21 protein-coding genes are annotated in these 19,789 nt (G+C 48.4%); 15 read left to right on the top strand and 6 right to left on the bottom strand.

Features of this window, described 5'->3' with window-relative positions; genetic code table 11:
* Window positions 1-26: 26 nt before the first annotated feature.
* Window positions 27-1,262, top strand: a complete 1,236-nt coding sequence (locus OIR97_RS06655; RefSeq protein WP_169544799.1) for a serine hydrolase — start codon at window positions 27-29, stop codon at window positions 1,260-1,262.
* 245 nt (window positions 1,263-1,507) lie between these two features.
* On the opposite strand, the gene OIR97_RS06650 is transcribed toward OIR97_RS06655, so the two are convergent.
* Window positions 1,508-2,368, bottom strand: a complete 861-nt coding sequence (locus OIR97_RS06650) for an MBL fold metallo-hydrolase (RefSeq protein WP_169544798.1) — start codon at window positions 2,366-2,368, stop codon at window positions 1,508-1,510.
* Between the two features lie 96 nt (window positions 2,369-2,464).
* On the opposite strand from OIR97_RS06650, the gene OIR97_RS06645 reads away from it, so the two are divergent.
* Genes OIR97_RS06645 through OIR97_RS06630 form a run of 4 tightly spaced genes read left to right on the top strand, consistent with a single transcriptional unit; the run spans window position 2,465 to window position 5,394 of the window.
* Window positions 2,465-2,773 (top strand): ArsR/SmtB family transcription factor, encoded by a 309-nt coding sequence (locus OIR97_RS06645; RefSeq protein WP_219821680.1) that lies wholly within the window; start codon window positions 2,465-2,467, stop codon window positions 2,771-2,773.
* Window positions 2,770-4,530, top strand: coding sequence for a SulP family inorganic anion transporter (locus tag OIR97_RS06640; RefSeq protein WP_169544797.1), 1,761 nt, complete (start codon window positions 2,770-2,772; stop codon window positions 4,528-4,530). The genes OIR97_RS06645 and OIR97_RS06640 overlap by 4 nt, the downstream gene beginning before the upstream one ends.
* Window positions 4,531-4,532: 2 nt before the next feature.
* Window positions 4,533-4,976: a YeeE/YedE family protein gene (locus tag OIR97_RS06635; protein WP_219821679.1), complete on the top strand. Its 444-nt coding sequence runs from the start codon at window positions 4,533-4,535 to the stop codon at window positions 4,974-4,976.
* Window positions 4,977-4,980: 4 nt separating this feature from the next.
* Entirely contained in the window at window positions 4,981-5,394 is a 414-nt protein-coding gene (locus OIR97_RS06630) for a DUF6691 family protein (protein ID WP_169544795.1), read from the top strand.
* Here OIR97_RS06630 and OIR97_RS06625 read toward each other — a convergent pair.
* Window positions 5,383-6,291, bottom strand: a complete 909-nt coding sequence (locus OIR97_RS06625) for a pseudouridine-5'-phosphate glycosidase (RefSeq protein WP_169544794.1) — start codon at window positions 6,289-6,291, stop codon at window positions 5,383-5,385. The genes OIR97_RS06630 and OIR97_RS06625 overlap by 12 nt on opposite strands.
* Before the next feature lie 147 nt (window positions 6,292-6,438).
* Here OIR97_RS06625 and OIR97_RS06620 point away from each other — a divergent pair, with 147 nt between their 5' ends.
* The 5 genes from OIR97_RS06620 (at window position 6,439) to OIR97_RS06600 (ending at window position 10,197) form a co-directional block, all read left to right on the top strand.
* Window positions 6,439-7,206, top strand: a complete 768-nt coding sequence (locus OIR97_RS06620; protein ID WP_169544793.1) for an SDR family NAD(P)-dependent oxidoreductase — start codon at window positions 6,439-6,441, stop codon at window positions 7,204-7,206.
* A gap of 190 nt (window positions 7,207-7,396) precedes the next feature.
* Window positions 7,397-7,795 (top strand): response regulator, encoded by a 399-nt coding sequence (locus OIR97_RS06615; RefSeq protein ID WP_169544792.1) that lies wholly within the window; start codon window positions 7,397-7,399, stop codon window positions 7,793-7,795.
* Window positions 7,792-8,535, top strand: coding sequence for a hypothetical protein (locus OIR97_RS06610; RefSeq protein WP_169544791.1), 744 nt, complete (start codon window positions 7,792-7,794; stop codon window positions 8,533-8,535). Before OIR97_RS06615 ends, OIR97_RS06610 begins: the two co-directional genes overlap by 4 nt.
* A complete protein-coding gene (locus OIR97_RS06605) occupies window positions 8,536-9,144 on the top strand; it encodes a pyridoxamine 5'-phosphate oxidase family protein (RefSeq protein ID WP_169544790.1) in 609 nt (202 codons plus the stop codon).
* Window positions 9,145-9,150: 6 nt separating this feature from the next.
* Window positions 9,151-10,197 carry an AbrB family transcriptional regulator gene (locus OIR97_RS06600; protein ID WP_169544789.1) on the top strand — a complete coding sequence of 349 codons (1,047 nt, stop codon included), beginning with the start codon at window positions 9,151-9,153 and terminating at the stop codon, window positions 10,195-10,197.
* 4 nt (window positions 10,198-10,201) lie between these two features.
* Here the strand turns inward: OIR97_RS06600 and OIR97_RS06595 are convergent, their stop codons facing one another.
* Window positions 10,202-11,521 (bottom strand): MATE family efflux transporter, encoded by a 1,320-nt coding sequence (locus OIR97_RS06595; protein WP_169544788.1) that lies wholly within the window; start codon window positions 11,519-11,521, stop codon window positions 10,202-10,204.
* 5 nt (window positions 11,522-11,526) lie between these two features.
* Window positions 11,527-12,798 (bottom strand): NAD(P)/FAD-dependent oxidoreductase, encoded by a 1,272-nt coding sequence (locus OIR97_RS06590; protein WP_169544787.1) that lies wholly within the window; start codon window positions 12,796-12,798, stop codon window positions 11,527-11,529.
* Between the two features lie 100 nt (window positions 12,799-12,898).
* Here OIR97_RS06590 and OIR97_RS06585 point away from each other — a divergent pair, with 100 nt between their 5' ends.
* From OIR97_RS06585 to pgmG, 5 genes are all read left to right on the top strand, one after another.
* Window positions 12,899-13,603, top strand: coding sequence for a VWA domain-containing protein (locus OIR97_RS06585; RefSeq protein WP_169544786.1), 705 nt, complete (start codon window positions 12,899-12,901; stop codon window positions 13,601-13,603).
* Between the two features lie 9 nt (window positions 13,604-13,612).
* Window positions 13,613-14,314, top strand: coding sequence for a DnaJ domain-containing protein (locus tag OIR97_RS18695; RefSeq protein ID WP_281355293.1), 702 nt, complete (start codon window positions 13,613-13,615; stop codon window positions 14,312-14,314).
* A gap of 67 nt (window positions 14,315-14,381) precedes the next feature.
* Window positions 14,382-15,263, top strand: coding sequence for a UTP--glucose-1-phosphate uridylyltransferase GalU (gene galU, locus OIR97_RS06575; protein WP_169544785.1), 882 nt, complete (start codon window positions 14,382-14,384; stop codon window positions 15,261-15,263).
* Between the two features lie 39 nt (window positions 15,264-15,302).
* Entirely contained in the window at window positions 15,303-16,625 is a 1,323-nt protein-coding gene (locus tag OIR97_RS06570) for a UDP-glucose dehydrogenase family protein (RefSeq protein WP_169544784.1), read from the top strand.
* Window positions 16,626-16,644: 19 nt separating this feature from the next.
* A complete protein-coding gene (pgmG, locus tag OIR97_RS06565) occupies window positions 16,645-18,024 on the top strand; it encodes a phosphoglucomutase/phosphomannomutase PgmG (protein ID WP_169544783.1) in 1,380 nt (459 codons plus the stop codon).
* A 66-nt stretch (window positions 18,025-18,090) separates the two neighbouring features.
* Here pgmG and OIR97_RS06560 read toward each other — a convergent pair whose 3' ends face one another.
* Both OIR97_RS06560 and OIR97_RS06555 read right to left on the bottom strand, forming a co-directional pair.
* Complete coding sequence (locus tag OIR97_RS06560; RefSeq protein WP_169544782.1) at window positions 18,091-18,447, bottom strand: hypothetical protein; 357 nt, start codon at window positions 18,445-18,447, stop codon at window positions 18,091-18,093.
* 329 nt (window positions 18,448-18,776) lie between these two features.
* Window positions 18,777-19,652, bottom strand: a complete 876-nt coding sequence (locus tag OIR97_RS06555; RefSeq protein ID WP_169544781.1) for a division plane positioning ATPase MipZ — start codon at window positions 19,650-19,652, stop codon at window positions 18,777-18,779.
* Window positions 19,653-19,789: the final 137 nt, after the last annotated feature.

Below are 19,789 nucleotides of genomic sequence, written 5' to 3'. Positions count from 1 at the left end.
GTCAAAAAAAGGGCGGGGGATCCAAGATGATCAACAAAGCACTATTGTCGACCCTTGCACTCATTCTGCTCGCGATTACATTGTTCCCTGGCGACACCCTTGCACGTTACGCCTCAGTCGTTATGGACAGCCGCACCGGCCAGGTTATCTATTCTCGAAATGCTGACAAGAAACTTTACCCGGCATCGTTGACGAAAATCATGACACTCTACATGACTTTCGAAGCCCTGGATCGAGGACAGCTGCGCTTTGACCAGATGTTAGTCGTCTCCAAGCGGGCTGAAGGGCAAGCGCCCACAAAGCTAGGCCTGAAAAGAGGCGGCCGCATCAGCGTGCGGGACGCCGTTTTCGGTCTTATCACAAAATCAGCCAATGACGCAGCTACCGTTCTTGCTGAGGCGATGGCGCCCACAGAGGCTGCATTTGCTCGTAAAATGACGGAAAAAGCGCGGAAGCTAGGCATGCAGCGCACTTCTTTTAGAAATGCAAGCGGCCTGCCCAATCGTCGTCAAAAAAGCACCGCACGGGATATGGCTATCCTTGGCGCTGCCATGATTCACGACTTTCCGCATTATTACAATTACCTGTCACTGCAGAAGTTTGATTATAAAGGCAAGGCCTATAAAAATCACAACAACCTGCTCGGAAAATACAAAGGTGCCGATGGAATTAAAACCGGGTATATCCGGGCCTCTGGCTTTAATCTGGTTGCCTCAGCAAAGCGTGGACGCAATCGATTGATCGGTGTCGTTTTTGGTGGGCGCTCCGCCAAAAGCCGCGACCGTCACATGAAAAAGCTATTGGATAAAGGCTTCACCAAGATCGAAACCATATATCCAACAACCATACCCACGCCAACAACCAGACCCTTGCGGATTGCATTGGGAACGTCCCATAAAAGCAAACCTGCAGTTCAGATTGCCAGAAGCAATATTGATACACCGGGCACTGTCGCCGCGATTAAGAAAACAGCGATTGGCGAAGGAACCTGGGGTATTCAGGTCGGCGCATTTTCCCGCGCAGACAAAGCCCGCAGTCAGCTTAACAAAGCAAACAGGCTAAGCAATGGCTTGCTTGATAACGGTCAGTTCAACATCCAACGCGTGACACAAAATGGCACCGCCATTTACCGCGCCCAGATGGTCGGCTTTAACGAACAGGGCGCCCGCAATCTATGCAAGGCACTTGAGCGTAAATCAATGACATGCTTTGTTGTTTCAGCGGGCACCGGCAACCTCGTTCGTGTGGCTGACCGCAACTAGACCATCCCGCGCCTGATTATTCAAACCATGCAAGGCGGATCAGCCTTTCTTTCAAGGCATAGCCTATGGGCACCGATTGCCACCCGCGACAAGTGGAACCCAAAGCCCCTATCTGTTGATCCTAAAAGATACGCACCAAAGAAAAGGAGCCTGCAATTCATGCAGGCCCCGACCTCACTCCAACGATTTCCAATGGTGCCAGCGAATGCCAACATTCTGATTTCTGTGGCTGACAGCAATGCTCCTTAAAGCTGGTTGATTGGTACTTTCAGGTAGCGCGTGCCATTTCCTTCAGGAAGCGGCATATGCCCTGCCCGAATATTTACCTGTACGGACGGTATGATTAGAACGGGCATGCTCAGCTCTTTATCTCTGGCCTCCCGCATTTTGACAAATTCCTCTTGTGAGACACCTTCGCTGATATGAATGTTCTTTGCGTTTTGCTCTGCGACAGTTGTTTCCCAGACATAGTCTCGCCCATCGGGTGCATAGTCGTGGCACATAAACAGTCGTGTATCGCCAGGCAGAGACAGGATTTTTCGGATTGAATTGTAAAGGGCCTTGGCATCGCCCCCTGGGAAATCACATCGGGCCGTACCAAAATCTGGCATAAACAAAGTATCCCCCACAAAAACGGCATCGCCAATTTCATAGGCGACACAGGCCGGAGTATGCCCCGGAACGGAGATTGTTTTTATGGCCATCTGCCCACAGGAAATCGTTTCGCCATCCGCCAGCAATTGATCAAATTGTGAGCCGTCTGTCGGAACTTCATTCGCCACGTTAAACACACCGGTAAACACGGCCTGCACTTTCGTTACCGCCGCACCGATACCGATTGCCCCGCCCAGTTTTTCCTTTAAATACGGCGCAGCGGTCAAGTGATCCGCATGGACATGGGTTTCAAGGATCCAGTCGACAGTCATCCCTTCTTTTTTAATGAAATCGACGATAGCATCAGCGGTTTCCGTGTCCGTCCGACCGGATTTTGGATCATAATCCAAGACACTGTCAATAATTGCACATTGGCCCGACGAACCATCTGTGACCACATACGTTACCGTAAACGTTGGCTCATGGAAAAAAGCTGTCACGATCGGCTTCATTTTGCACCTCATTCTGGGTTGTCCCTGACAATCCATGATCAGATCGCCAAAATTTTCATATTGACTATATATCTGTATATATGTAGATAAACAAGTATGAATATTGAAAATATGAAATTTGCCGCGCAGCGTGCCAGTACCTTGATGAAAGCGTTGTCGAGTGAAACACGGCTTATGCTCCTTTGTCAGATGGCTGATACGGAGCGCTCGGTCAGTGACCTTGCAAGCATTTTACAAATGCGCCCCTCTTCTGTGTCTCAACAGCTGTCCCTTCTTAGAAAAGATGGATTGGTTAAAACCAGAAGAGAGGGGCAGACTATTTTCTATTCCCTTGAGGGGGATGAGGCAAAAAATGTGATCGCCACACTTTATGACCTTTATTGTTCAGAGGATATTTCCCAGTGACTGTCTCATTAACCCGCTTTTTGCCTATTCTGGATTGGGGCCGGAACTATTCCATCAGCACATTCAGCGGGGACTTGTCAGCTGGTATTATTACTGCAATTCTGTTGATCCCCCAAGCCATGGCCTATTCGGCTCTTGCCGGCCTCCCTCCTGAAGTTGGCTTATACGCCAGTATTGCACCGCCCATTCTGTATGCTTTTTTTGGCAGTAGCCGGACACTCGCCGTTGGGCCGGTGGCTGTCGCGTCCCTTATGGTGGCCTATGCCTTATCGACAATTGCAGAGCAAGGGAGTAGCGATTACCTTTCCGCGGCCCTTGTTCTTTCTGTCTTGATTGCCTTGTGCTTTCTGATTATCGGCGTCTTGAAGCTGGGTTTCCTGACGGAATTTCTAAGTCACCCTGTTATGGCGGGTTTCACCAGCGCCGCTGCTCTTATGATTGCATTTAGTCAGCTTACGCCGTTTTCAGGGCTCAGCGAACGGCTTCATTTTTTCGATTTATTCTCGCCAAACGGCATATCAAACACAATAAACGGTATCAATGCTACAACCCTGGCCATCGGGTTATTCAGTATGGTTCTGCTGTATATTTTCCGCAAATATCTCGAAGCGCTTTTAAGAAAAATTCCAGCACTGGATCCATTTGCACAAGGCTTATCCAAAACCGGGCCGCTTATCGTCCTGATCCTTACCACCTTCACCGTGATGGCCTTTGATCTTAGCGAAACCGCGGCGGTACCCATCATTGGCTTGATCCCGGAAGGCATTCCTGCCTTTCAGGTCCCGGATTTTTCCGCTGGTTTGGTCTCGGACCTCCTCCCCTCTGCCCTGCTGATTACCTTGATCAGTTACGTAGAGAGTGTGGCAATTGCCAAAGTGCTGGCCGCCAGACGCCGCCAAAAACTGAACGTCAATCAGGAAGCGTTGGGTCTTGGATTTGCAAATCTAGGTTCAGGCTTCACCGGGGGCAGTCCAGTTTGTGGCGGCTTCAGCCGATCCGTTGTCAATTTTGCCGCTGGTGCCAATACGCAGGGAGCTGCAATTATAACAGCGCTCCTGATCGCAATGACCCTCGCTTTTTTCACACCCCTCTTCTATTTCGTGCCCAAAACAGTCTTGGCGGCCATCATTCTGGTTGCCATTCTGGATCTGGTGGATGTGAAAGGCTTCTTAAAAAATCTCCGCTATGATAAAGCCGACGGGATTGCGGAAGGCGTCACCTTTGTTTCGGTACTGCTGCTTGGGATTGAAACGGGCCTGACCATTGGAATTGGAATGTCATTGCTTCTACATTTCTGGCGAAGCAGTCGCCCTCACATTGCCGTGGTGGGTCAGGTTGATAATACCGAGCATTTTAGAAACATAAAACGCCACAAAGTGAAAACCTATCCCCATCTACTGGCTGTCAGGATTGATGAAAGCCTGTTTTTTGCCAACGCAACCTATCTTGAAACCTTCCTGCTTTCCGAAGTAGCCGCAAACAAGGAAATCACGGACGTCCTGTTGATTTGCAGTGCGATTAACACGATTGACGGCAGTGCCCTACATACGTTGGAGATGGTTCAGAAAGAACTTTCTGACGGCGGGGTGATATTGCATTTTGCCGAAGTCAAAGGGCCGGTCATGGATCGTTTGCAACAAACTGATTTCTTTAATCACAATCAAAATATCCAGGTGTTTTTAAGTACCTATGACGCCTTCAAAGTTCTTTCTGAAAAAGGAAACCCGCTCTTGAACAATCCAGAATGGAGTATCTAATCGTGGAAAATTTCACACCTTTCTTATCCCTCGCTGGAGGTCTGGTTCTCGGCATCTCCGCAACCTTACTCTTCGCCGGCGGCCGCATCGCAGGTATTAGCGGTATCATTGGTGGCCTTGTACCACCTTCGGACCCAGAAAAAAAATGGCGTCTTTTATTCCTGCTTGGATTAATCGGCGGCGCAGCTCTGTATCCGATTATCGGGGGAGATATTTCCTACATTTCCCTAAACCCGTACGGATTTGCCGACCAATTACACTTCGCCGCGTTAATTGCTGGCGGACTTCTGGTCGGTATCGGCACGCAAGTTGGAGGGGGATGCACAAGCGGACATGGGGTCTGCGGTATCGGCAGACTCTCCGTGCGCTCAATCGCTGCGACCCTGACCTTCATGGCTGTTGCCGGTATTGTCGTTTTCGTTATTCGCACCGCTGTAGGAGGCTGATCAAATGTTCAACATAATCGCAACAATTTCCGGCGTTCTATTTGGTATGGGCCTCGCCATTTCTGGGATGCTGAGCCCGGGCAAAGTCATCGGTTTTCTCGACATCACCGGCAACTGGGATCCCAGCCTCGCCTTCGTTATGGGCGGAGCAGTGCTGGTAACTGTCGTTAGCTTTAAACTTCTGCTGAAGCGTCCCATTCCATTTTTCGGTGAGAAATTTCACCTTCCCAGCAAAAAGGATATCGATGCCCGCCTGCTTGTCGGCGCGGGTTTATTTGGCGCTGGCTGGGGAATAGGGGGTTTGTGCCCGGGACCAGCTGTCAGCTCTCTTGCTTACGCCGACCCTAAGATTGCCGTTTTTGTCGTCTCGATGGTGACCGGTATCATTATTGCCAAAAGATTTTTTTCAAACCGCTAAACGCGCTGCAAGTGCCGCAGCAACTTTTGCATTATTCAAGGCCAGCGCAAGATTGACTTCGCTGGTCTTTCCATTGGACAAACGGTTAAGGGCTCCCAGAATATAAGGCGTTATCTTTGCGCCCTTAACTCCTGCTTTGATGGCGTCGAACCGTGCCTGATCGACAAGGGTATCAACTTCTTCGTTCGACATCGCATGATCATGCGGCACAGGATTACAAATCAAAATACCGGACGGCAAACCCATTTGAAAATGCATGTTCACAATTTTGCAAAGGGCCTCCATGTCAGGTGCCGTACCAGGAAGTGGCAAGCCGCTTGATAAACTATGAAAAGCCGGGAAAGTGTCAGTTTTATATCCAACAACAGGAACACTATAACTTTCCAGCACCTCCAGCGTTGCCGGCAAATCCAGAATGGATTTAGCGCCCGCAGCAACAACCGCGACCCGAGAGCGGGATAATTCAAGAAGATCGGCAGAGATATCAAAACCGTTACCGCCTTCTTCACCGCGATGGACACCACCAATACCACCCGTTGCAAAGACTTTTATACCCGCGCGTTCCGCAATAAAGGAGGTAGAGGCAACCGTTGTCGCACCCGTAATTTTGCGCGCCGTCGCGGAAGGCAGATCACGAACCGAGCATTTCTCGACATTTTCTGAAGTCGCCAGGATCGTCAACTCCTCAACAGACAAACCGCATTTTATTACACCGTTAATCAGCGCAATCGTCGCGGGCTCGGCCCCCTGCTCGCGGATCACTGTTTCCATTTGTTCCGCCAGTTCCATGTTTTTTGGAAAGGGAAAACCATGACTGATAATGGTCGATTCCAATGCCACAACTGGTTTTCCGTCTGCGAGGGCTTTTGCTACCTGAGGTGAGAATTCTATTTCCATTGGATCAGCCTGACTATGAACAGATAAAATATGAGCAAAGCCCCTACCCCTTCCTTCTTTTTCACGCAAGAAAATAATTCTAAACCGTTGCGCCTGCCTGAGGAAGTTCGGTAGGGTAGGCAACGCGTAAAACAAAAAGGAAAGAAAATGAACGCCACAAATAAAGTTGCCATTGTCACGGGATCTGCCACCGGAACGGGAGCTGCGATCGCCATGGCTCTTGGAAAAAAAGGATATAACGTCTTAATCAACTATACAAAAAGTAAGAACGAAGCCGAAGAAACGGCCAAAGCTGTTAGTGCCCTGGGTGTAGACACCCTTCTCTTTCAAGGGGACGTTTCAAAAGACGAAGATTGCCGGGCAATGGCCCAGGCCGCTGTTGATAAATGGGGCCGGATTGATGCTCTGGTGAACAATGCCGGGCGCACAAAGTTTGTACCCCATCAAAATCTGGACGATTTGGACGCCCAGGATTTTCACGATATTTACGCCGTAAACACAATCGGTCCTTTCCAAATGACACGCGCCTGCGTCCCTTATCTGAAAGAGTCAGGCAAGGGAAGAATTGTCATGATTTCTTCAGTCGCCGGTACCCATGGGCACGGCTCATCCCTTGCTTATGTTGCGTCCAAGGGCGGCTTGAATTCCATGACAAAAGGTTTGGCCCGAACCCTCGGCCCCGAAATAACCGTTAATGCGATCTGTCCCGGGATGATTGAAACCCGCTGGCTTCGCGAAGGTTGGGGGGATGAAAACTATGAAAAGAACAGAGTAGCCATGACCAAACGCGTCCCGTTGGCAAAGGTTTCGCAGCCGGAAGACATCGCTGATGCTGTCTTATGGTTCATTACCGGGGGTGATCTGGTTACCGGTGAATTGCTTATCGTTGATGGGGGTATGCATTTGGTTAGCTAACCAACCCTGACATTCATTTCTCTGGCGGTAATCCACCAAAAAGTAATAAATTAATTACAGTAAATAAAAAATTGTTACCTTTTGCTGGCTTTTATTTTTCGATCACTTTAAGGTTATAACACCTTATAACTATTAATCAAACTCGAGTGACACTATAAAAGGACCGCCAGTTATATGATTGAAAACCCCCATGACATCAAATAGTGGGACAGCTCCAGAAGCGAAAAAACTGCTTATCATCGACGATGAACGTGACTTCGGCGACTATGTCGGTGAGGTAGGCAAAGAACTTGGATTTCAAGCCGTGGTAACAGACAATGCGTCTGACTTTATGAAATCCTATCAAGCGCAGGAGCCCGCTGTCATTGTCCTGGACATGGTAATGCCCGGCGTGGATGGGGTTGAATTAATCGGCTGGCTAGCCAAACAGAAGTGTCAATCCCGTATTTTGATTGTGACCGGTTTCAATCCCAGATATGCAGAGTTGGCAGAAGACCTGGGAGGCGCTAAAGGGTTGCGGGACATTAAAAGTTTCACCAAACCAATTCGGTTAGCGGATTTACGAGCTGCCCTTTCGTTACCAGAATGAAACCTGCCGCCGAGGAACACACTGACGATATTACCCGTGCCCTAAATTATCCGTATTCAAGGCCCAAAGGATCTTTCACAGTATCTGGCAATCAGGTTCACGACCTGCCACCGGATTTTTGGCCTTTGGGGCGCATCCCGGTTTTGGCATGTGGATCAAACGCAGCACCGGAACAGCTTGTCAGAAAGTTTGGCGGTCATGAAACGGATGCCATCCATGTTACGCAGGCTCATTTAAAAGACTATTTAATCGGCTATTCGGCTCATATCGCCGGTTATGGCGCCATTCCGGCAACGCTGGCGGTGGCAAAAGGCCATGGAACTGACTGCCACATCACATGGTTGACTGAAGCCCAACTGAGACACATGCACAAAACTGAAGCCGTTGGCAAAAATTATCGCTTTTCTGAGTTGAGGAACCTCTCTTTACAATGCTCGCAAAATGGTCTTTTAACAACAGCATTTGCCTATATCAGCCTCCGAGGATATCTGGCTCAAAATGACAATCCTATTTTGATTAAAGACCTGAATACTGCGAAGGCACCGTTCCAAGAAATGAGCCAACAAAATATTCAAAGGTTAATGTGCAGTCTGGTATCTCCCGCCTCCTCCGTCGAAGATTTCATCGTGGAAAATATAACGGACCCCGATCTCAGACGTGACAGGGTCCATAAATTCGGGCAATATGCAAAAATATTTTCCTGCCCGAACGAAAAAATCATCCTGCCCCAGGAGGCCTAAATGTCGATTAACTCTCTTGAGGAACTCCGTGCAATTTACGGAGAGCCTAAGGAAGCAGTGTTAAAAAAAATCCTGCCTTCACTTGAAGATCATGGCAAAAACTTTATTGCTCGATCTCCCTTTCTCATCATGTCAACGAGTGACAAAAATGGACGGGCGGACGCCTCCCCCAAAGGCGATATGGCTGGCTTTGTCCTTGTGCCTGACAACCAGACTATTTTGATCCCCGATCGCATTGGAAATAACATTACGGACAGCCTCCGTAATATTATTGAAAATCCCGAGGTCGGTTTGATTTTTTTTATCCCCGGCATTCGTGAAACACTTCGCGTCAACGGCCCCTGCGAGATTTTGGCAGATGCCGATCTTTTGGACAGGTTTAAAGAAAAAGGAAAAACCCCCAGAACGGTTCTGAAGGTGACTGTGCGCGAAGCTTACATGCATTGCGGAAAAGCAATTATTCGGTCTGACCTTTGGGGTGAAACCCATAAGGTTAGCCAAAAAGATTTCCCCTCCCTCGGCAAAATTCTGGCAGACCAGATCGCCGGCCTGGATAGTCTGGAATTGGACGAGTCGCTGGAAAAATCCTATAGCGAACGTCTGTATTGATCGTTGATGACGCAGGAAATACTTCTTAAAACACTGAAATCACTGGCGTTTGGCACAATCGGCGGGGGGGTCTTTTTCTATTTTGATCTCCCACTGGCCTGGATGATGGGATCCATGTGCCTGCTGACTGTGCTTTCCGTAAAAGGGGTGGATCTTGCCGTTTATCCGCCCTTACGACAAGTCATGACCTCTGTGCTTGGTGTTATGCTGGGCAGCAGTTTTTCTCCCGACACCCTGAATAACTTAATGGTCTGGGGAAACGGCCTTGTGATCCTGATGCTCTCGGTCGTGTTGTCTATGACGGCTGCATATTTCTATTTCAGGACCGTTGGAGGATTTGACCGAACAACGGCCTATTTCTCATCCGCCCCGGGTGGTTTTAATGTCATGTATGAGGTGGGCGAAGCGAAAGGCGGCGATGGCAGAAAGATCGCCTTGATCCATGCTACACGTGTTCTTCTACTGGTCATGACCGTTCCCCTGGTTTTCAGGTATGGCGTTCAGACACACGGACAAACAACAGAGCTCCCTTTATTCGGCACGCTTGAAGACTTACCCGGATATGGATGGTTGTTGGTTGCTGCCATCGTCGGATATGTTGCAGGAAAAAAACTCAAATTCCCGGCCTATCATTTGATGGGACCGCTCCTTGTGGCAGCGCTTTTTGAAATGTCGGGCTTCATTACAGCGAAGCCTCCAATGGTTTTGGTATACCTGGCACAATTGGTTATCGGATCAGCAATCGGCCTCAGGTTTCTAGGCACCAGCGTTTCCCAAATACGAAACATAATTTTGCTCAGCATCGGATCCACTGGCATTATGATGATAATCGCAACCACTCTTGCTTTTCTCGCCACATCTTTTACCGGCATCAGTGTCGCCGGTCTGGTCCTCGCCTTATCACCCGGCGGCCTTGCGGAAATGTCTCTAGTCGCCCTCGCCCTTGGGATTGATGTCGCGTTTGTGTCAATCATGCATGTTATACGGATCGCCGTTATTATTGCGGTAATCCCTGTTCTGTATCCGCTCTTTAAAAAAATCGCTGGAAACTAGACAACTACTGAGCGGCCTTCTTGACTCTGGGATAGACAAGAGCCAGCGTCAGTCCCCGCATGGCAAAGAAAATAAGAAGGGCAATCCAAAGACCATCTGTATGAAGCCAATCCTGCAACATTTCAATGGCCACAAAATAGGCGACAAACGAGAGGATCATCCCGTTGCGCATCTCTCGAGATTTCATGGCGCCAACAAATATTCCATCAAACTGATAGGACCAGACCGCGATCACGGGCGTTGCGACCAGCCAGGGTAGATAGGAATACGCGGTTTCCCGAACCGAAGGGATATCAGTCAGAAGATTGACAAGAGACACCCCGAATAATCCATAAAACAGCGCATATCCAATGGCTACCGATACCGCCATTACATTGCTTGCCCGAACCGCCTTGGTCAGGTCAGAGGGCTCTTTTGCACCGATGGCTTTACCGACTAAAATCCCGGCGGCATGTGCAAACCCATCAAGACCAAAGGCCAGAAAATAGACGAAGTTCATCGCGACAGTCACGGCCGCCAATGTCTCGTCGTCTAGTTGTGCCGCTGCGACAGTGAAGTAAGAAAAGCTGAAAATCAGGATGATTGTCCGAATGAAAATATCTGTATTTACGGCCATCAACGAATAGATGCGTTGAAGATTAAAAATACTACTGGCAATCCAGCGCCCACCGATCACAGTCAATTCCCGATACAGATAGATCGCCCCAATCAGCATCCCAATCCATTCGGAAATAGCGGTAGCTAAGGCCACGCCCGGGACCTTCATATCCAGATAAACAACAAACACCAAATCCAGAATGATGTTTATGAAATTCATTAAAACCTGAATAACCAGTGCCGTCTTTGTCCGGCCCAGACCGATGAAGAACCCCAGAAGCGCATAGTTAGCAAGGGTGGCTGGCGCGCCCCATATTCGCCAGTAAAAATATTGGCTGGCTCCTTCTGCAACACCGTCACTCGGGTCAATGATCGACAAAGCCAGCGTCAATACAGGCCATTGAAGGAGCAGAATCAATGCAGCGATAAAGCCCCCCAACATCAGGGCTTGCGCCAAAATAGTTTTGATTTGGTCGAAATCACGCGCCCCCGCCGCCTGCGAGACAAAACCTGTTGTCCCCATCTTCAAAAAGCCAAACCCCCAATATAGAAAACTGAAGATCATGGCCCCGATACCAACGGCACCCAAATAAACGGGGTCTGGCAGATGACCGATAACGGCTGTATCAACGGCGCCCAACAAAGGGACAGACAGATTTGAGAGAATGATCGGCCAGGCCAGATGCCAGACGGTTTTATAGGAAACTAATCCGGTTTCTGTTTTCATCCCTGCTAAAACCCAAATCGATCCCGAAGGCTGTAACCAACCATCGCAACAGGAACGAACCAGGGCCTGCCATTATAATAAAACCGTGTAGGGAACGGCAAATCGTCAAACGCTGTATCCCCTTCTGACTGGCCAAGGATCTTCAGGGCCACTTTATGTCCTAAATACCCTGACATGGCGACCCCCGACCCGCAATATCCCATCGCAAAATACAGCCCCTCGTGTTTACCGATTACGGGTAATGCGTCAAAGCCATAGGCAACATATCCAGACCAGACATGCGAAATATCAACTGTCGCCAGCTGTGGGAATATTTCAGCCAGTCTTTTCTTTAAAGCACGGGCCTGCACCGCCGGGCTTGCCGGCAGTATGGAAGGCCGCCCGCCCAAAAGGACCCGCTGGCCATCCGGCGAAGGACGATAATAACTCAACATATTCCGGCTATCTGTGATCATCCGTGACGTCGGGAACAAGGACTTTACACGCTCTTTATCCAACACTTCCGTGGCAATCATCGTGCTTCCGATTGGCATGATCCTTTTCTGCAAGTAAGGCGTGAGGTTACCGCCATACCCGTTCGTTGCAATTAAAACTTCACTGCATTTCAAATGACCTGACGGTGTTGTAATGGAGAAACCAGAGCTTTCTTTCTTAAGGCCGCCAACAGGACAATCGCCGACAATAATTCCCCCCTTGGCGAGAACCACGTTGGCCAGACCTTTTACATATTTTCCCGGATGCAAACCACCTGTCTGGGCTTGTTGTATTCCGCCCACATATAAGTCTGTACTGACATCCTCTTTATAGCCGTCGCCGATTTGAATTTGTTCGTCAACCGACAGATATTTCATCCGCAATTCGGCTTCTTTGGCCATTGATTTCAAGTGTTTTTCCAGCACAGCCGGATATTGACGTCCGTTCATTGTCAGATCACAGTCAATATCATTTTGTGCAATAACGGCTTGGACGTGATCAATTGATTTAACCGCTTCAACTGCAATCGCACAGCCCTTCTCCGCGCCATATTGAGACTGCAATCCGCCCAGCCCGGGCTTCAGCATATAACCGATCATCCCGCCGTTTCGACCGCTCGCCCCAAAACCCGGCTTTTCGGCCTCCAAAACAACAACTGATTTTCCCGCGTCCAAAAGGGTCAGCGCGGCATTCAGACCTGTATAACCACCCCCGACAATTGCAACATCAACCGACCTGTCTGGAAGTTGGTTGTCAGTTTCAATTGGTGCGGCGGCCTCCCACCAGAATGGTTTTTCTTGCATTTTTTTCCACTGAGTTGTTCTAAACGGCTTAAGTGATTTGAATTTATTATCTTATACGCCTAACTATAGATAAGAATATCCAAAAAAATCTTGGGAAGTCATGGCGAAAAATCTGGATAAAGCCAATAAAGAGGCTGAGCAAAATGTGAAAGCCTTTCTTGATAAAGTTGCGAACACACCTGCCCCCGCAAAATCAGGTAACGCCGGGCGGTTAATTTTTGCTTTGGACGCAACAGCCAGCAGGCAACCAACTTGGGATCAGGCAAGCCATCTGCAGCGAGAAATGTTCAACACCGCAGCAGAGGTTGGCAAGCTGGAGCTGCAAATCGCATTTTTCCGTGGCTTTGGAGAGTTTAAAGCAACCCGTTGGACCCAGGATAGCCGTTCGTTGACCCGGCCGCTTTCGAAAGTCAGCTGTCTTGGCGGTCAGACTCAAATCGAAAAAGTCCTGAAGCACACCTTGAAACAAACAACCGAAAAACCCGTAAATGCGTTGGTTTATGTTGGGGATAGCATTGAAGAAGATGTGGACCATCTATGCCATCTTGCAGGTCAAATTGGTATGAAGGGGGTCCCTGTGTTCATTTTTCAGGAAGGTTATGACCCGATTGCCGAAGCCTGCTTTAAACAGATCTGTCGGTTAACAAACGGCGCCTTTTGCCGGTTCGATGCCGGTAGTGCCGCCTATCTCAGGTCGCTGCTTAAAGCTGTAGCGATCTTCGCAGCCGGCGGGAAAAAAGCCCTACGGGACTACAGCAAAAACGCTGGAGGAGAAATCCTTTTATTATCCAACCAGATCAAGTAACAATAAAACATGCTCGGATATTTTATAATTGGTGTCGCCCTGATTGTTGGCCTGATAATAGGGGCAAATGCTGTCGCACAGGCGAATCCCAAAACCATCATTCGCTCAATCAGGATTGCTGCCGCAATTATTTTGGGTGTCGTCGCAACTTTTTTCGTTTTCACAGGCCGTTTCGCCTACGCCCCTCCTCTTGCAGCTGCTGCCATCTTTTTGCTTAGCAACAGGTCCTTTTTAGGCGCCCGGAAACCATCATCTGGCAATCAATCTGATGTAAAGACCGATTGGATACATGCCGTTCTTGATCATGATAGCGGGGATATGGATGGGCTCGTCCTTCAAGGAAACTATAAAGACAAAAACCTCTCGGATCTGAACGCGCGGGAGCTGAATGACCTGCTCGAAGAATTAAGTGATGATGCTCAAAGCCGGTCTATTTTGGAAACCTATATGGACCGCCGCTTCGCTGATAACGAAAAAGAAACAAATTTTAGGCAAGATCATGCCAATTCTGAAGAAACGACAGGTTCATATTCGCAAGATATGAGCGAAGCCGAAGCATTAGAGGTACTGGAACTGGACAAAGGGGCAACCAAAGAGGAGATTAAGGCGGCTCATAAACGTTTGATGAAAAAATTTCATCCAGACCATAATGGTTCGTCCTATATGGCCGCTAAAATTAATCAGGCTAAAGATATCCTGACAAAGGGGTAAGATGTGTTCTTGCATGTCCAGTGCTTGAATGCCATAAAACGCACCACATCATGATAGAGGGGTTTTCATGATCAAAAAAGTACGTAAAGCAGTTTTTCCGGTAGGGGGATTGGGAACACGCTTCCTTCCTGCAACGAAGGCCATGCCTAAAGAAATGTTGCCGATCGTAGATCGACCACTGATCCAATATGCGGTGGATGAAGCCCGTGAAGCTGGCATTGAAGAGTTTATTTTCGTGACCGGTCGCGGGAAAGTCATCATTGAGGATCATTTTGACAGATCCTATGAGTTGGAAAGCGTTTTAAACGAACGCGGTAAAACTGATGTTTTGGAAGAATTGCAAAACGGCCTGCCCAAAACAGGATCAGTGGCCTATATCCGACAGCAGGAACCACAAGGGCTTGGTCATGCTGTCTGGTGCGCAAAACGCTACATTGGCAACGAACCGTTCGCGGTCATTCTGGCGGACGACCTGATCCTGAGTGAAAAGCCCTGCCTCGCACAAATGATGGAAACCCGGGAACAAATGGATGGCGGCAATATTCTGGCCGCGATGGAAGTCCCCCATGCTCATACATCTCGATATGGCATTATTAGCCCCGGATATGATGATGGCAAAAAAGTAGAAGTAAAAGCATTGGTTGAAAAACCGGACCCGTCGAAAGCACCTTCTAATTTAGCGGTTATCGGTCGCTACATTCTGGAACCCACAGTGTTTAATATTCTGGAAAATCAGGCGCGTGGTGCAGGTAATGAAATTCAATTAACGGATGCCATGTCTGATATGCTGAAATCAACCAGTTTTTACGGACTACGATTTGACGGCACCCGCTTTGACTGTGGCGACAAAATCGGCTTCCTGCACGCAAATCTTGCTTTTGCATTGAACCGAAGTGATTTGTCGCACGAAATGGAAGATATTATTCGAAAAATGGCGGCTGACCTATAAGACAGCGCGCCGTCGCCCTATTCCAAAAGGATTTAAGAGATGCGTATTGCAATGATTGGAACCGGTTATGTCGGGTTGGTTTCCGGAACCTGTTTCTCTGAGTTTGGGCACGAAGTTATTTGTGTCGATAAAAATACAGACAAAATTGATGCCCTTCACAACGGCCAAATTCCGATCTTCGAGCCGGGTCTTGAAGCCTTGGTGGAAAAGAATGTAAAAGCGGGCCGTCTCTCCTTTAGCACAGACCTGAGAAATGCTGTTGCACAGTCAGAGGCTGTTTTTATCGGTGTGGGCACCCCTAGCCGCAGAGGCGGTGGTCAAGCTGATCTGACCTTTGTCTTTGAAGCCGCCAAAGAAATAGCAGAGGCCATTGACGGATACACCGTGGTGGTCAATAAATCGACGGTGCCTGTAGGGACCGGCAAACAAGTCCAGGCTATCCTTGCTGAGCATTGCGCCGCCGATATGTTTGATGTCGTATCAAACCCTGAATTCCTTAGAGAAGGTGCCGCCATTGAAGATTTTATGCGCCCGGACCGGGTTGTTGTCGGCACAACATCAGAGAAAGCGCAGAAAGTAATGGAAGCGATCTATCGCCCATTGTCGCTTATACAAACCCCCCTACTCTTTACATCTCTTGAAAGTTCCGAGCTTACAAAATATGCGGGCAACGCCTTTCTTGCCGCTAAAATCACCTTTATCAATGAAATGGCAGACCTCTGTGAACAGGTTGGAGCCGATGTTCACGATGTCGCAAAAGGCATTGGTCTCGATGGCCGTATTGGTCGGAAATTCCTTCACGCCGGCCCGGGTTTTGGAGGTTCTTGTTTTCCAAAAGACACCAGAGCCTTGTACCAGACCTCCCTGGAAAATGACGCTCCTTTGCAAATTGTCAAATCGGTGATTGAGATAAACGAAAAACGCAAACTGCAAATGGCGGAAAAAGTAATTTCTGCCTGTGGAGGCTCGGTGGATGGTAAAAAAATCGCCGTTCTGGGGCTAACCTTTAAACCGAATACGGATGATATGCGCGAAAGCCCCAGTCTCGACATCTTACCGGCTTTGTCGAAGGCTGGTGCGCACATTCACGCCTATGATCCGGAAGGCCGAAAAGAAGCGGAAGAGCTCCTTTCCGATGTGGTATTTTATGACAATAGCTATGACACACTGGAAAATGCAGATGCCGTAGTTATCATCACCGAATGGAATGAATTCCGGGCCTTGGATTTCACGCGCATCAAGTCGTTGATGAAGTCGCCCATACTTGTTGACCTGAGAAACATCTACGAACCCGAAGAAATGGCCTCCCTTGGCATTCAGTATAGTTGTGTCGGCCGCCCCCATGCCACCCAAAAGGCCTAAAACAAACGAAAGATAAAACATGCAACGCCATACGTTTCATCCCACTATTCTTAGAGAATACGATATTCGCGGAATTGTCGGTCAAACCCTCTCTTTAGACGATGCGGAGGCCATTGGCCGTAGTTTCGGTACGATGATGCAGGAAAAAGGTGGTTCTGTTGTATCCGTGGGCTATGACGGGCGCGCCACGTCACCCGATCTGGAAAAGGCACTGGTAAGCGGCCTTCAGTCTACTGGTGTTGACATTATTCGTATTGGTATGGGCCCGTCCCCCATGCTGTATTATTCGACCTATGAATTAAATACTCAAAACGGCATTATGATTACCGGATCCCACAATCCACCAGATCATAATGGGTTTAAGATGATTATGGAGGGCAAACCGTTTTTCGGACAGGACATTCAGGATCTGGGACACTGCTCCGCTGAAGGAAACTGGACCCGCAAAAACGGTACGGTAAGCGACAACCCGCTCCTTGAACGATATGTGGCAAGGCTTCTTGAAGATTACAGGTTCCCAAGTGACCTCACGGTTGTCTGGGATTGCGGGAACGGAGTCACGGGAGAGGCACTCAAAAAAGTCGTATCCAAACTAAGTGGCCGACATATTTTACTCTTTGAAGAAATTGACAGCACGTTTCCCAATCATCACCCGGACCCGACGGTCGAAAAGAACCTTCAGGACCTCATCAGAACCGTGAAAGGCATGAACGCGGATTTGGGCATTGCATTTGATGGGGATGGGGACCGTATCGGTGTCGTTGACAGTCGCGGAAATATTCTGTGGGGCGATCAGTTGTTAGCGATTTTGGCAACGGAAATCCTTAAAAATCAGCCGGGCGCGGCCTTCATTGCGGATGTCAAGGCAAGCAAAAGCCTTTTTGACGAAATTTCCCGTATGGGCGGCAAGCCCGTGATGTGGAAAACGGGTCATTCGCTTATTAAAACCAAGATGGCCGAACTGTCTGCCCCGCTCGCAGGCGAAATGAGTGGTCATATCTTTTATAACGATCATTTTTACGGGTTTGACGATGCCATATATGTCGGGCTTCGCCTGTTAAATCTGTTGGGACAGACGGATCAGACGCTTGATGAAATGTTTGATGCACTTCCAAAAATGATCAATACACCGGAAATACGCTTCCCCTGTCCTGATGAAGAAAAATTTGCGGCCGTTGAGAGATTGCAGGCAATCCTCAAAAAGGCCGGGGCTGATTTCTCTGATATTGATGGTGTCCGCGTTTCCACACAGGGGGGGTGGTGGCTTTTACGGGCGTCCAATACCCAGGCCGTTCTCGTTGCCAGATGTGAGGCTGCCACATTGGTAGATCTTGACGCTGTCAAACAGGACATGAAAACCAACCTTGCGGCTGCCGGTATCGAATTCATACCCGAATAAAGGAAGGCAGGCGCCCTGATCAACAAGGCGCCTGCCATCATCTATTAAACCCTTACGTTTTGGGACTTAGCTGACTTTACCCTTTTTAGGCATTGGAATGCCCATCCAGGACTCGCCTGATGCCATGACGCATGTCGCGCCGTTTGGCTGCGTAAGCACGATCGTCCAGGTTACACCATCCGGGCTGGTAAAGACTTCCAGAACACTTCCGTTTGCAGCAAGGCCGGCGGCGACCGGTGCTTCACTGAATTTTCCGTCCAAGTGTTTTATCAATGCTCCCCGCTCAAAACAGGCATTTTGGGCAGATGCGTCTGTCACTTGAAATGAAACCATCATCGCCGCAAGTACTAGCACTGAAAGTCCAAAAGAAATGACAGAGCGCATGCGAAAATCACGTTTAATTGGGTTGTTAAAGCTAAACATACGCTCCTCCTTTTAACTAAAGTTTCAGCCGGACCTATACAACAAAAGGAACGGGACATGTTGCCGATGCTACGTGCATCGCTGATACTTATTATGTATATCGTTTAAACGTTAATATTAGATATACAGGTTAAATTTGGCAGGTATTTTGCGTAAAATTTTCTTGATCATCGGCCTAAACGGCTGTTTTAAAATACAAAAATTGTCAGTGTGCATTCATCACAAATTTGGATTTTTTGTCGGCCTCAAGCAATAGTAAAGCCGATTACCGCTCCAACCCGAGAAAATATTGCTCGAATTTTACAGTTTATGAACCGTAACAAAGCGCCCTAAAGCTGTTCGGCTTTATCGCTGACCCCCGGAAGATTGAGTGATTTTATCAAATGTCGCACTTCCTGACGGGCGGCGACATGGCTCATGGACATTTTTATACCCACGCCTTTTTTCTGCAGATCAAGCATTGTCAATCCTTTCAGAAACAGTTCACGGAAGATAACCCGCTCACCAAATCCGGGAGCAGAGCGAAACGAAATACGTTCCGCCAGTTTTTCCAGGATTTTTTCGATATGCCGTTTGTTGTGCGCATCCGTGTGAGACAATCTGTTCCGCATGACCACCCAATCGATCTGGTGTTTATCGATCAGTGCGCGGCGTTTACGCTGTTCCCATACCATTTCAGAGTACCAACTGGGCCGCTCCACCTCAAACGTTGCTTCATCAACTTTGGCCAAAAGATCAAGATCAATAAAACTATCGTTCATCGGTGTTAGAAGTGTGTCTGCAAAAGAATGGCCCAACTTTGAAATAAAACTATCTGCACCGGGGCAATCTACAACGACAAAATCATTTGCATATACCAGCTCCTGCAACGCCGACACAAAACGCGTTCTTTCGTCGCTTTGCGCTTCATCCAGATTTTTCTTTTCACTGGGTTCGATCACTTTTAAGGCTGGCATCGGCAGGTCAATATTCTTTTTCGAGATAAAATCCTGTCGGTTTTCAATATACCGGCCCAGTGTCTTCTGTTTTCCGTCCAGATCAATGGCGCCGACCCGGTATCCCAGGGTCAACAAAGAAACAATAACATGCATACCTGTTGTGGATTTGCCGGATCCCCCTTTGGCATTTCCAATAACAATAATATGGGCCCGAGTGGGCTGCGCGTTGTTTTCAGGCTTTGCCTCTTCAACAGTAACGGACACCATGAACTCCACGTGAAATTGTCAGACACTCAAATCAGCACTCCCCATGCTGATTTAAGAGACTTAAACCAAGCTCAAAGCCATGACAAGCAAGATAATTTTCGAAACTTTCAGGAACAATTAAGACAAAATAAAAATAG

This window comes from Sneathiella aquimaris (assembly GCF_026409565.1).
Classification (GTDB): domain Bacteria; phylum Pseudomonadota; class Alphaproteobacteria; order Sneathiellales; family Sneathiellaceae; genus Sneathiella; species Sneathiella aquimaris.
Note: the sequence above shows the minus strand (reverse complement) of the source record. Positions and strands in the feature narration are given on the sequence as shown.

What these genes read in the sequence shown, in the direction of transcription:
- OIR97_RS06655 (WP_169544799.1), top strand. Translation starts at nt 27, where the DNA reads ATGATCAACAAAGCACTATTGTCGACCCTTGCACTCATTCTGCTCGCG.
- OIR97_RS06650 (WP_169544798.1), bottom strand. Translation starts at nt 2,368, where the DNA reads ATGAAGCCGATCGTGACAGCTTTTTTCCATGAGCCAACGTTTACGGTA.
- OIR97_RS06645 (WP_219821680.1), top strand. Translation starts at nt 2,465, where the DNA reads ATGAATATTGAAAATATGAAATTTGCCGCGCAGCGTGCCAGTACCTTG.
- OIR97_RS06630 (WP_169544795.1), top strand. Translation starts at nt 4,981, where the DNA reads ATGTTCAACATAATCGCAACAATTTCCGGCGTTCTATTTGGTATGGGC.
- OIR97_RS06625 (WP_169544794.1), bottom strand. Translation starts at nt 6,291, where the DNA reads ATGGAAATAGAATTCTCACCTCAGGTAGCAAAAGCCCTCGCAGACGGA.
- OIR97_RS06620 (WP_169544793.1), top strand. Translation starts at nt 6,439, where the DNA reads ATGAACGCCACAAATAAAGTTGCCATTGTCACGGGATCTGCCACCGGA.
- OIR97_RS06615 (WP_169544792.1), top strand. Translation starts at nt 7,397, where the DNA reads ATGACATCAAATAGTGGGACAGCTCCAGAAGCGAAAAAACTGCTTATC.
- OIR97_RS06610 (WP_169544791.1), top strand. Translation starts at nt 7,792, where the DNA reads ATGAAACCTGCCGCCGAGGAACACACTGACGATATTACCCGTGCCCTA.
- OIR97_RS06605 (WP_169544790.1), top strand. Translation starts at nt 8,536, where the DNA reads ATGTCGATTAACTCTCTTGAGGAACTCCGTGCAATTTACGGAGAGCCT.
- OIR97_RS06600 (WP_169544789.1), top strand. Translation starts at nt 9,151, where the DNA reads ATGACGCAGGAAATACTTCTTAAAACACTGAAATCACTGGCGTTTGGC.
- OIR97_RS06595 (WP_169544788.1), bottom strand. Translation starts at nt 11,521, where the DNA reads ATGAAAACAGAAACCGGATTAGTTTCCTATAAAACCGTCTGGCATCTG.
- OIR97_RS06590 (WP_169544787.1), bottom strand. Translation starts at nt 12,798, where the DNA reads ATGCAAGAAAAACCATTCTGGTGGGAGGCCGCCGCACCAATTGAAACT.
- OIR97_RS06585 (WP_169544786.1), top strand. Translation starts at nt 12,899, where the DNA reads ATGGCGAAAAATCTGGATAAAGCCAATAAAGAGGCTGAGCAAAATGTG.
- OIR97_RS18695 (WP_281355293.1), top strand. Translation starts at nt 13,613, where the DNA reads ATGCTCGGATATTTTATAATTGGTGTCGCCCTGATTGTTGGCCTGATA.
- galU (WP_169544785.1), top strand. Translation starts at nt 14,382, where the DNA reads ATGATCAAAAAAGTACGTAAAGCAGTTTTTCCGGTAGGGGGATTGGGA.
- OIR97_RS06570 (WP_169544784.1), top strand. Translation starts at nt 15,303, where the DNA reads ATGCGTATTGCAATGATTGGAACCGGTTATGTCGGGTTGGTTTCCGGA.
- pgmG (WP_169544783.1), top strand. Translation starts at nt 16,645, where the DNA reads ATGCAACGCCATACGTTTCATCCCACTATTCTTAGAGAATACGATATT.
- OIR97_RS06560 (WP_169544782.1), bottom strand. Translation starts at nt 18,447, where the DNA reads ATGTTTAGCTTTAACAACCCAATTAAACGTGATTTTCGCATGCGCTCT.
- OIR97_RS06555 (WP_169544781.1), bottom strand. Translation starts at nt 19,652, where the DNA reads ATGGTGTCCGTTACTGTTGAAGAGGCAAAGCCTGAAAACAACGCGCAG.